The organism is Rhizobium sp. PEPV16 (genome assembly GCF_008919455.1).
GTDB lineage: Bacteria > Pseudomonadota > Alphaproteobacteria > Rhizobiales > Rhizobiaceae > Rhizobium > Rhizobium leguminosarum_Q.
Genome location: NZ_VSZV01000178.1, coordinates 1 through 10,609 on the forward strand (window position 1 = coordinate 1; position 10,609 = coordinate 10,609).

11 protein-coding genes and 1 pseudogene are annotated in these 10,609 nt (G+C 56.1%); 5 read left to right on the forward strand and 7 right to left on the reverse strand.

Translation table 11 applies throughout. From position 1 onward, the window contains the following. The 4 genes and pseudogenes from FY112_RS04315 to FY112_RS04330 all read right to left on the reverse strand — a co-directional run. A pseudogene (locus tag FY112_RS04315) lies at nucleotides 1-437 on the reverse strand (cytochrome P450); the annotation flags it as partial. Between the two features lie 460 nt (nucleotides 438-897). Continuing rightward, on the reverse strand, nucleotides 898-1,182 hold the full coding sequence (locus FY112_RS04320) for a hypothetical protein (protein ID WP_151517796.1): 285 nt from the start codon (nucleotides 1,180-1,182) through the stop codon (nucleotides 898-900). Between the two features lie 11 nt (nucleotides 1,183-1,193). Then, nucleotides 1,194-1,832, reverse strand: coding sequence for a Urease operon accessory protein (locus tag FY112_RS04325; protein WP_181018156.1), 639 nt, complete (start codon nucleotides 1,830-1,832; stop codon nucleotides 1,194-1,196). A gap of 760 nt (nucleotides 1,833-2,592) precedes the next feature. After that, nucleotides 2,593-2,799 (reverse strand): hypothetical protein, encoded by a 207-nt coding sequence (locus FY112_RS04330; protein ID WP_151517797.1) that lies wholly within the window; start codon nucleotides 2,797-2,799, stop codon nucleotides 2,593-2,595. A gap of 543 nt (nucleotides 2,800-3,342) precedes the next feature. On the opposite strand from FY112_RS04330, the gene FY112_RS04335 reads away from it, so the two are divergent. The 3 genes from FY112_RS04335 (at nucleotide 3,343) to FY112_RS04345 (ending at nucleotide 5,393) form a co-directional block, all read left to right on the forward strand. Continuing rightward, nucleotides 3,343-4,479 carry an esterase-like activity of phytase family protein gene (locus tag FY112_RS04335; protein ID WP_151517798.1) on the forward strand — a complete coding sequence of 379 codons (1,137 nt, stop codon included), beginning with the start codon at nucleotides 3,343-3,345 and terminating at the stop codon, nucleotides 4,477-4,479. Nucleotides 4,480-4,744: 265 nt separating this feature from the next. Further along, nucleotides 4,745-4,990, forward strand: a complete 246-nt coding sequence (locus FY112_RS04340) for a hypothetical protein (protein ID WP_151517799.1) — start codon at nucleotides 4,745-4,747, stop codon at nucleotides 4,988-4,990. Between the two features lie 70 nt (nucleotides 4,991-5,060). Then, a complete protein-coding gene (locus FY112_RS04345; RefSeq protein WP_151517800.1) occupies nucleotides 5,061-5,393 on the forward strand; it encodes a hypothetical protein in 333 nt (110 codons plus the stop codon). A gap of 219 nt (nucleotides 5,394-5,612) precedes the next feature. Here the strand turns inward: FY112_RS04345 and FY112_RS04350 are convergent, their stop codons facing one another. Further along, the gene (locus FY112_RS04350; protein WP_181018155.1) at nucleotides 5,613-6,287 is read right to left on the reverse strand and encodes a phosphatase PAP2 family protein; all 675 of its coding nucleotides are present in this window, start codon (nucleotides 6,285-6,287) and stop codon (nucleotides 5,613-5,615) included. A 367-nt stretch (nucleotides 6,288-6,654) separates the two neighbouring features. Continuing rightward, nucleotides 6,655-7,437, reverse strand: a complete 783-nt coding sequence (locus tag FY112_RS04355) for an outer membrane protein (protein WP_132613563.1) — start codon at nucleotides 7,435-7,437, stop codon at nucleotides 6,655-6,657. A 579-nt stretch (nucleotides 7,438-8,016) separates the two neighbouring features. On the opposite strand from FY112_RS04355, the gene FY112_RS04360 reads away from it, so the two are divergent. Further along, complete coding sequence (locus FY112_RS04360) at nucleotides 8,017-8,364, forward strand: hypothetical protein (protein WP_151517802.1); 348 nt, start codon at nucleotides 8,017-8,019, stop codon at nucleotides 8,362-8,364. A 481-nt stretch (nucleotides 8,365-8,845) separates the two neighbouring features. Here the strand turns inward: FY112_RS04360 and FY112_RS04365 are convergent, their stop codons facing one another. Further along, on the reverse strand, nucleotides 8,846-9,940 hold the full coding sequence (locus FY112_RS04365; RefSeq protein WP_151517803.1) for a polyamine ABC transporter substrate-binding protein: 1,095 nt from the start codon (nucleotides 9,938-9,940) through the stop codon (nucleotides 8,846-8,848). 401 nt (nucleotides 9,941-10,341) lie between these two features. On the opposite strand from FY112_RS04365, the gene FY112_RS04370 reads away from it, so the two are divergent. After that, on the forward strand, nucleotides 10,342-10,609 hold a 268-nt coding region (locus FY112_RS04370; RefSeq protein WP_151517804.1), incomplete at its 3' end, for a helix-turn-helix domain-containing protein.

The following is a 10,609-nucleotide window of genomic DNA, read 5'->3' on the forward strand; positions in this document are numbered from 1 at the left end:
ATCGCAGACGCATAATCATCGCGCAGCCTAAGCTTATCGCCATCCAACCTGCGGCTCGCCAAATCTTCTGCGAGCAGGCGTACGTCCCGCCGAATGCCTTCCATCATACGAAACGAAAAGCACTTCGCCAGCGGCTGCCGTCTGCGTCGATGGGTCTCGTCATTAGAAAACAGCATGCTGTTTGAAAAAAGATCCATAATTGGCCCCCCGGAGATTCCGCGCGCCGCCAGCAGCTGAGTCTCCACTTGTTTTGTCCGTGGATCTTTTGCCAGCGCTTGAACATCGGACGCGCGCAAAACAAGGTAAGCGCCATCTTCCCGTCGCACGAAAGGCAAGGATGAACGATATGTTGCGAATGTGTCGTGAGGTTGGATATTTAAATCGGCAAAACGCAAGGTCGGAGGTGTGACGGATGGCATCATGGTAGATTTGGTCAATGGCTGGTCCTTAGCAGCGAAAGCACCATGTTGCCGTCTGTGCCATATGCGACGATTTCAATTTGTCCGGAAGCGGTTACAAATGTCACCGGTCAATCGCTGGCTCATGATTAGTCTGAAGCCCCTGGCTCGGTACCACAAGGCTAGGCGTTACGAACACACCGAGTGGAGCCGTTGCGCATCTCCGCCGGCATGTCGCGCCACTCGAACTGCGGCCAATACTAGCGGTCGTGAAAAACTGGGCGTCACAGGCGGCAAAGGCGCATCTCCGATCAGCGTTAAAGCCCGACGTTGGTATTCGAAAGAAGCTCCCTGACAAGACCGCAAGCGGACATTGATCAAACAGCTCGCCCATCAAATGGGAGCGTCATTGAAAGCAGTTGGACCGCGCTGGGCGGGTAGGCCGGCGGATTGGTGGATAGCAAGCCGTTTGCGAGCCGATCGCATTGGGCTTCGGCGCTCACCAAACCAGATCATAATTTTGCAGAAGTAATGGCCACAGGGCTCGCGTCGCAAAGACATAGCCGCACCCGACCACGATGATCGCCGCAGCAAACACCAGGCAACAGGCCAATTCAATCAGAAAAAGGGGCTTTAAAATCCACCTAAAGACGCCGTCGTGCGCGTCCTGGGGGATGGCGCAGTCGGCACCATCTGTCGTAACCACTTCCGGTGCGGGGGCTAACAGTTTACCGTCGCGGGTGACCAGCCTGATCGACTTTGAAGTCCTGGTTTCTCGTGACATGGTTCGATCGATCAGCGGATCAACGGTGGTCGTTCACACACCGTGGAGGGCACGCCATGCTGAGACAAGCGCCGCAGGCGACCAGCCTTAACGAATGCATCCACCAACTGCTTTTCGGCAGCGAACGGATGGCCCTCCCAACCGATATGGCCAAAACCTGCTATGACGACGTCGTCGTTTGGATAGCTGTCGAGCACTTCGCCGATCACGATAATGCCACTGCTCGGCACGACGTAGGGCGCTGGTTCCAACATCGCAAGTGCCCGGTCGATGGCATCATGAATCCGTTGACCAACAGTTCGATGGAGCTTCCCGGCGCCAGCGCAGAAGTCGCCAAACAGGCGTGTATAGTCGTCGCAGAAATCATCGAGCTCCGGATGGGAGGCGGCAAGCGGCGCGCGCATGGTCGCGAATTTTTCGGGGTCTCGCACGCTCCAGATTTCAGAGGCGTCGACAATTCCTGGATGGGCGCGCCAGTTCCCGGACCCGAGCATGGCCTTGGCCGGCCGGCCGGTATTGCAGACCGCCACCGCATCGGTGCGCGTGCCGCCTAGGCCAAAGGAACGGCAATCGTTAAAGCGGATGACGAAGTCGGCAGAGTCGATGATTTCCGCTCCTCCTTCTCCCACCTCGCCATTGCCCACGATCATAATTGTTCTGCTCATTGTTCGAAACCCTGCTGTCAGTCGACAGCTTTCACCGTTTCGGTTTCAAAAATGTGTCCACGTTGTCCCTCCCGATTTCATTTGCATTCAAAGGAAGCCCATTGCGATCTTCAGCGAGGCTCACGACCCAGCAAGAGGCCCGCTTTGAGTTATCGAAAACCAAAGATCTTTTTTCGAACGTTGGCCCGGTATAGGGAGTGGCCGCTAGCATTCGTTGCCGAAACGGCTCGCCGCATCGGTTTAGTCGTCGCGCCTCGATTGGCCTGCCCTCTAAGCCGTCGGGTTCAGTTGCAGGCGGTTGGCGGTCGATCCGTTTCGCTACGCGTAGGCGGCCAGGGTGAATGCACGAACGCCATGGAAGAGTGATTAAATTGAAATTCGCTTCCCGGATTACAACGCTAATCATTGACCGCCTGATTGTAACGCTTGCGCGAAGCGCGAAGGCTTAAGTTTTTCAAACCGCATCTGAGACGACAAACTTTTGGAACACGAATGCTCGCAAGTCCTGATTGACGATCCTGAGAGTAATAGATCCTCTCGCTTGCCCATGTTGGCGTTCGTTTTCAACGATTCCTGCAATTACGACAGCTGGCATGATGTCCATGGAATCGCGCTCCGTTCTGCGAACGGTATTGCTGCCTGACCGAAGGCGTCTCCATGCCATACGCGAACCCGCAAGGAACGTCGTCTTATCGTCGGAGACCTGTCACGCGTGAAGACCAACCGAACGTCGACATCGCGGCATTCACACAGAAGCCGGTATCCCAGACTGGTCGTTGTCAATGGAGAATTGCTTCCCGGTGACGCGCTCACCGGCGAGCCGCAGCAGTTGACTCCCAGAAGCCGGAGCGATCAGGCCGATCTTACGGCGCTCCGCGTGAGCGAATTCTTGATGGCCCTGGCCACAGGCCTGGCAGTGGCTATGGCGAGTATTGTGTTTGGTCTTATCCATGATTGGCTCGTGGGCTGACTTGGGCCAAGCTACATTCTGGGTGGCAAAGAAATCATCACCCTATCAAAACTCGCTTCTCCTGCGGTTTCCCGGGCAAGATCGCCCTGGCGGGCACCCGGCGGAGTAGCAGGCACTCCTTCTAAAAGCCGTCTGACCCGAAACGGCGCGACCGATCACAGGTCCCCGCCATTCGCAACAGTTGAAACCGAAACGCTTGCTTCTGAAACGAGCAAGCAACACGCCAACGCCATCGTGCAACTGCGGTCGTCGCGGCGGTAAGCGATGCAGGCTATCCTAGGCTCGCGTTGCGCTCTGAACGCTGTGAGCGAGAGCAACAATCGCAGCGGGGACCGGACGCCGGTGATGCTGACGGGAGGCTAACAGCGCTTTGGAGGTCACAACCTTGATCTCCACTAAGGCCTCCGTCACGTCGCCCTTGCAAGACTGCCGAACGCAAAAACCATCACCGCTGTGACTGCAGGTCCACCAAGACTTCGGTCGCTGTGGTCGCTTCCAGAAATTAGCACATATCGGAGAATCATCATGCTCGGGCGTTTCCTTATGACTGCCTCTTTTGTCATTCTATCCAGTACTGCGTCGGTCCATGCCACCGAAATCGGCGCGACCGTGGAGACACGGTGCCCGTTTGGCGACTGCGCGGCAGGAATTTCCCTTTCCTATTTGGGCGAATTTATAATGCCGGGCGACTACATGGAAAATGGCACTCCCCTTGGCGGCCTCTCAGGACTTGATTTCGTTGCGGCTACCGGTCGCTTCATCGCAATTAGTGACGACCGCTCGGAGAAAGGTCCCGCTCGCTTTTTTGATCTTGATATCGATGTAAGCGCTGCCGGCTTAACCGGCGTGACGGTTGGAAATCGCGGTGTGCTAGAGGATAAGGACGGTCATCCCTTCGCGCCCCGCAATGTCGACCCGGAATCCATTCGGATCGGCAGAGACGGCATCTATTGGGGCAATGAGGGCGACGCGAAGACGCTCGCGCCCCCATTCGTTCGCGTGACCTCTCATGATGGCGCTTTCGTGCGAGAGCTAAAACTGCCCGACGGGTTCGCACCGACGTCCGACAAGTCGGCCGGTATTCGCGACAACCTCGCCTTTGAGGCTCTGGCCGTCACACCTTCGGGTGACGTATTTGCCGGACTTGAAGCCGCACTCTATCAGGACGGGCCGAACCCTTCGCTTACGACTGGCAGCTTGTCGCGCATCATCCACTACGACGGCACGACTGGGGAGCCGAAGGCCGAGTACGTTTATCCGGTTTCGCAGATCCCGCAGGTCGCCACGAAGGCTGGCGGCGGCAACGACAATGGCTTGTCGGAGATGATTGCCCTCGATGACCATCGTCTGATTGCCGTTGAGCGCAGTTTCGCGCAGGGCTTTGGCAACAACGTCAAACTTTTCATGATGGATCTGTCGGATGCAACCGACGTTTCCGGCATTGCATCGCTTGCAAAGAGCGATGAGCGTATCGTGCCAATTCGCAAAAGCCAAATCCTCGATCTGCGCGCCATCGGCCTGACCCCGGATAACATCGAATCCATGGCCATCGGCAAGGCAAAGGACGGCACCGATGTCTTGATCCTCGCGGCGGATAACAATTTCTCGGGCTCGCAGAAAAACCAGTTCTACGCCTTCCAGATCAAGCGTTCACCCTGGTAAACGCCATGTATGGGCGCCGATAGATTCTCGCCCATACATCTCATCGATCTTGCTTGCCTCCCGGCACCTCGCCTTTCCGGAGAGGGCAAGATTGGACTGGAGACCGGATCTCGATCGACTACGCCAGCAGCATGCCCAAGCATGCTGCTGGCGTTTTGCCATTTCGATCTGCCTTCGGCGGACATCAAGCAACGATGGTGTTCCAGCATCTTGCTTGGAATGAAGCGCACGGCGCTTCCCGGCGCGGCCTTCAAAGGCGTTTCTGATGTCGATGTCGCAGCTTCCTCTTGCCGTCTCGCTTCCCAGGGGCGCTTACCTGGACATGCGATCCGGTGCGCTGGCGGCCAGGCCGTTCCATCTGCTTCATGCGCGGCGCATTGAGGCGACGACATCGGTCAAGAACGTCGCGTCGCCTAAATCCATCAATACCCGCCTCTGTCAAATCCAGTCTGCTTGCGCCATCCGTATTTCAAATGACGTCATTTTCATTCGATTGCACATTCTGAGATAGCCGACGCCCGTGAAACTGATCATCGCATCCGGCCGGAGCATAGAGTTGATACGTCTGAGAGGATAAATTCATGTCAAAGAGATTGTTCGCAATCCTTTCCATCGCTGCATCATGCGTAATTGCAGATCTCACCGCTAACGAGGCCGTTGCCGCGTCTGTCTATGACAGAGCGACAGCGACGAGCGCTGTCGAAGTAAGCTATCGGGACACGGAGCAAGGCTACTGGAACGGCTATCGCGGTTATCGTGCCAAACGCTTCGGCTATCGGAAGGGCCCTGACGGCTACTGGTATCCGGCAAAAGCCTTCGGGCGGGGTGGTTATTCTTATCAACCAAAGCCGTTGAGGGGCGCTTGCAACCTTGGTTTCAGGCCGACCAACGGACCTCATAACTGCAATTATTAATCGCATTAGAAACCGCGGCCGGAGCGGCAAAGCGCCGAGATCCGGCCGCGAATTTGGTCTGGCGCCTTCAGACGGAAATCGGCGCGAGCCCCGTTTCTCCATAGCGACGCGATCGTCTCCGCTGAACTTAGGGAATGGAATTTCACCTCGACCGATCGATAAGACCCCCGCGCTGGACGAGCGAGAGGAGGCTGGCGCTGAAGCGCAAGTCTTCTTCCGTCAGCCAGCGGGCTTGCCGAGGACGGAAGCATGACGGCGGTTCCGCACCACAGCAATGCCCCAGCCTAGCGCCAAGCCGAATATCACGTCGCTCGTCCAATGCTCCCCAACAAGCACTCGCGAGAGGCAGACTGCTATCACGGCCGCGAGGATAGGAATTCTTGCCTTGGGAAAGCTCATGGCCAATGAGCAACCTATGGCCGCCGCCAAGGTGGCTTGCGCAGAAGGAGCGGAGGCAAACATGTCCTGCGCCGCGAAGGGTTGAAAGTGAAAGGGATCCCGGGAGACTTCGCTCGGCCTGGCACGGCCAATAATGCCTTTGAGGAGCGTGGCAGCCGCAACGGCCAAGATGCTGCGCGTAAGAAGGCTCGTTGTCAGCTCGAATGGGCCGACAAGACCGAGCATGCGAAAAATCCTTCCGGCAATGAAAGCGCCTATCATGAGGGGAAGGACGACCAACGGATCAGTCAATGTGGAAATCCAGCCGGCGGCGCTCCTCATCCAACCCAGAAGAGTGGGAACCATCGTCGCAATTGTCCTGTCGGCGACCACGGCAGTCAGCGCTGCTAGTACCAGAAGCCCGAGCGCAGTGGCGACCATCTTCAAGTCAAGGGTTGTTTTAAGCCAGCAGCTGCGCTTGGGTTTTCCACTCGCGGGCATTTTGTCAAAGTGCATGTTGGGGCTTTCCATTTGATGCTTACGACGACTGGACCGCGTTGCAATATACGTGGCCGGCGCTACGGCGCGGCAGGCACACGGGAAATGCCTTGCGCTGGGAAGCCATCACCGATGTTGATCTCATTCAAGTTCTTGCGGTGACGGTGGATCTTGTTGGCGAGGTGCCGTCGGGGTCGACGTTCTTCCCGTCTGCTTGCGACAGGTCGTCATTCTCCGGCCAAAGGACCTTGAGCGGGTTCTGCAAACGGTGGCCTTATCGATCTCGTCGAAAGCTTTGCCATTTCGCCAAGCGTCTGATCTGGCGGGACGTGTGTGAATAAAGCGGGTGGCGGAACGCGGCGCCCAGAGGCGCCGCGACTCGATTCTAGAACTTGTAATTGAGGCCAACACGGAAGAGATGGCCGTCGTTGTTGAATTTGGAATCGTATCCGCCGGCAACGCCCGTGCCCGGAATGGCCTGAACGTTCAATTTTTCCTCGCCAAGATCATAGTAGAGATATTCAGACTTCAACGAGATTTTGCTTGTTACCGCATATTCAACACCTGCGCCGACGGCGTAGCCGACATTCGTTCCGGTCTTGTCACCAGTGAACTGTCGAACGCCGTTAGGGGCGAACATGTCCACACTCATCGTGCTCCTGCCGTAGGCGAGGCCCGCAGTGCCGTAGAACAAGGTGCGATCGAGCGCATAGCCCAGACGGGCCCGCACGGTACCGAGATAATCGAGCTCGGAGCGGAAGACGTTACCTTGGGCAAGTCCTGTATTGATCTGCGGCGTCACGATGTTTCGATCGTCATCGAGGTCGGTGAAAGAAATATCTGCTTCCAGACCGTAGACGAACGAGCCGGCTTGCCAATTGTAGCCGATCTGACCTCCGCCAAGGATGCCGTTACGGTCCAGATCCACCGACCCCGGGCGCGCACCGGTTGCGATGTTTGCAATGTTCGGCCCGAGTTGTCCTTCAGAGGAAACGTCTCCATCACCGCCAAAGCCATAGCCTGCATTGACGCCGACATAAAAACCGCTCCAGGAGAAGGTGTCAGGCGCTTCGGGCGCCGGAGCCGCTTCAAAAGGGTCTGCAGCGATTGCCAGGGAAGAAGCGGCCAGTATGACGGCCAACGTCAGACTTACAGTTTTGTAATGCATTGCAATGGTCCAATCTTCTTATCAGAATCGAGGGAAACCGGCTCGCACTTGTGCAGCCGTTGAAAGTCAGCCTCGCATGCCATCGGATTGATTGGCATTTCGGCCGCAATTCGCTTTCCATCCTCACCTAGCTTGATGAAGACGGTCGATTGTTGAGCGAGCGCGTGATCTGTTGGTTTCGAGAAGATGCCGAAACAGCTTGATTTGTAACAATGTGCCGCGGCTGGTTTTTCCAGCTCGATTGCCGCCGAGCGAAAGCGCTTTCACGCGATGCACTTCATCGAAGTCGCGCCGGTTTGGTACGGACGGCGATGCCACGAGACAGCAGCACCTCGTTCGGCAAAGCTTCAAATCTGAATGTAAACGGCCCTGGCCTTAGGTCGCTACTCGGATGGCGGCGTACCGATCCGGTGCGGATGCATGCGGTTCTCTAGCATCATGGGCAAAGATCCAGCGCCGTTACAAATCAAACGGCCCGCTCAGATACAGCAATCGTCAAGCAACGTTCGACCTCGACTGATTTTCCAGTGAGCACTCAAAAATGAGCAAGCTTGCAAATTATTCGAGGAGAGAGACAGCATGACAAGGCCTTTTTCCGGATCCCTCGCCAAAGACAGGCTGCAGATTTCATCCGACGAACTCGAGGAAGCATTGTTCCACGAATTGCGACTTCCAGCCGCTGCAGGCAACAACGACGAGAACTCCGCTGATTCAGGAACGAACTGCGTCCCGCCGAGACAATTCCAGCGAGGTCAGCAGAACGGCAGTTCAATAGATGCGCAGCAAAAAGAGGATAGGCAGGGACTGCTGCTGGAATTCGTCGCAGCCACCTTCCTATTCTGCGTCGTCGTCGCCTTCTACTACAGTTTGCTTTTAGTTATAGACGAAGCGTTGCCGTTTCCAATTTTTCATAAGTTGCAATTCTGACGACACGTCGGACAAACGGTAGATAGCATCCTTCGAACTGGGTGACGCACACTTTCGGCAACGGTGGACAGGTCGCGCTCGAGACCTGTCGCTTCTCTTTTTACCGCAGCCATGGAATGCTGGCTCGGCAAGGCCTCGTCAGAACTTGAAGAAGCTGCAGTGTGTTAAAAGACAAGCTCGCCGTTCGCAGACGTGATGGCAGCACGCGACTGGAGTCAGGAGCATAAGAAGGACCACACGCATATGGGATGGTCCTTCTTTGCGCACCTGTTTTGGCGCGGACGTGGTGGGTGAAACGAGTTCACAGTCCACGAGCAGGTTTGCCGAAGGGTAGGGTACGACCAGGTGGCGCACCGAGCAATCGGCGGCCCCAAGTCAATTCGGCAGGTCGCTCCTGTTGGTTCGCCGAACCAATAGCTCGTCGGAATCCAACGGGTTGCGAACGTAGAGAATCCTGAGACCGGCAACGGACCATTTAACGTCAATAATTGGTTTTTATGTTGACCCAGAGGCGGTTGAGAAGCCTTTGCTGATGTGCATTGTAAGGCGAGATGGAAAATAGCTTCGCCATCGTTTTTTCAGGCGGATATACTGCCGGATTGCCGGTAATGATTTCGTCGATCAACTTTTGAGAGGCTAGATTCCCATTTGCGTATTGAACATAGTTTGACGCCTTGGCAATCACATCCGGCCGCATGAGATAATTGATGAAGGCATGGGCTTCATCGACATTCTTCGCATCCCCCGGAATGGCGAGATTGTCAAACCACACATATGCCCCTTCCTTCGGCACAACGAGTTCGATTTTTACCCCGTTCTTCGCTTCAGTCGCGCGAGCCTTGGCCTGAAGGATATCGCCGGACCAGCCGACCGCAAGACATATGTCCCCGTTGGCTAGGTCGTTGATATAGGCCGAGGAGTTAAAGGTGCGAACGTAAGGGCGGCTCTTGCGGTACAAATCCGCCGCAGCCTTCAGGTCGGCAACCAGTTTGCTGTCAGGATCTTTTTCAAGGTAGTTTATCGCAAGCGCGATGGTCTCATCGGGGGCATCCAATATGTTGACGCCGCAGTCCTTTAGTTTTGAAAGGTATTCCGGCTTGAATATGATGTCCCAGCTGTCGATGGGCGTGTCGCCAAACACAGCCTTAAGCTTGTCGGCATTGTATCCGATGCTGGTGGTGCCCCACATATAGTTGACCGCATACTGGTTGCCGGGGTCATATTTTGCGAGACGCTCGGCAATCTCTGGCCAGAGGTTGGCAAGATTGGGAAGCTTGCTCTTGTCCAGCTTTTGAAGAGCACCGGCCGCAATCTGTCGGGCAAGGAACGGTCCACCGGGGACAACCACGTCGTAGCCTGAACCACCTGCAAGAAGCTTTGCTTCCAAAATACCGTTATCATCGAAAACGTCATAGACCACGGTGATCCCGGTTTCCTTGGTGAATTCCTCCAGGATCTCCGGATCGATATAATCTGACCAGTTGTATACGTGGACAACTCTCTCATTTGCCATCGAGTGAGATGCTAATCCGAAGGCGACAGCTAAGCTGGCTGCGATACGGGTTGCGACTTTCATGCTTACTCCGCTGAAACGTTGATGGAAAGGCAGACTAGAAGCGCCTGCTACCAATGTTCAGCCTGTCCGCGGGTCATTTCTGAATGATGTGAAAGCAATGCCCAGTAGTTTCATTTGCAGCAAGGCTCGCTGCAGGCTGCGGCTGCTCTAAGACGCGATCGCACAACATCGCGGGTTGCGGCAATGAACGGGAATGCGCACTGCAGGTTGCTCGCTGCTGCCAGAAGAGGTTCTGCATGGTGTCGAACGCACGCAGATAACCCGGGAGCGTCAATACCCTTTGTCAGGCGGACCTTGAATCTCCTTTGATGACGCCCTCGCGCGTGCTAACGCCGCCATCTTAGTGTTCTGGAATTAACGGAAGGATTCCCTGCGGCTGGCAAATATGCGAGTTTGGGTCCATGGACACGGACAAGAAGTTGTTGCTGTCGCCTGAGGATCGAGTGCGGCTGGAAGGTTGGGTGGCGGCCCGGAACACGCCGCAGAAGCTGGTTTGGCGGGCGCGGATCGTGCTGATGTGGGCGGACGCGTCGAGTCTGGCGTCGATTGTGCGGACGCTGGGCAAGACCAAGAAGACGGCCTATCGCTGGCGCGATCGTTATCTTGAGCAGGGTGTCGATGGGCTTGCGCGCGACGCGACCCGGCCTGGCCGTAAGAAGCCGTTGAGCG

Excerpts from the sequence above, each read along its gene's own strand:
- FY112_RS04320 (WP_151517796.1), bottom strand. The coding sequence starts at position 1,182 with ATGTCACGAGAAACCAGGACTTCAAAGTCGATCAGGCTGGTCACCCGC.
- FY112_RS04325 (WP_181018156.1), bottom strand. The coding sequence starts at position 1,832 with ATGATCGTGGGCAATGGCGAGGTGGGAGAAGGAGGAGCGGAAATCATC.
- FY112_RS04330 (WP_151517797.1), bottom strand. The coding sequence starts at position 2,799 with ATGGATAAGACCAAACACAATACTCGCCATAGCCACTGCCAGGCCTGT.
- FY112_RS04335 (WP_151517798.1), top strand. The coding sequence starts at position 3,343 with ATGCTCGGGCGTTTCCTTATGACTGCCTCTTTTGTCATTCTATCCAGT.
- FY112_RS04340 (WP_151517799.1), top strand. The coding sequence starts at position 4,745 with ATGTCGATGTCGCAGCTTCCTCTTGCCGTCTCGCTTCCCAGGGGCGCT.
- FY112_RS04345 (WP_151517800.1), top strand. The coding sequence starts at position 5,061 with ATGTCAAAGAGATTGTTCGCAATCCTTTCCATCGCTGCATCATGCGTA.
- FY112_RS04350 (WP_181018155.1), bottom strand. The coding sequence starts at position 6,287 with ATGCACTTTGACAAAATGCCCGCGAGTGGAAAACCCAAGCGCAGCTGC.
- FY112_RS04355 (WP_132613563.1), bottom strand. The coding sequence starts at position 7,437 with ATGCATTACAAAACTGTAAGTCTGACGTTGGCCGTCATACTGGCCGCT.
- FY112_RS04360 (WP_151517802.1), top strand. The coding sequence starts at position 8,017 with ATGACAAGGCCTTTTTCCGGATCCCTCGCCAAAGACAGGCTGCAGATT.
- FY112_RS04365 (WP_151517803.1), bottom strand. The coding sequence starts at position 9,940 with ATGAAAGTCGCAACCCGTATCGCAGCCAGCTTAGCTGTCGCCTTCGGA.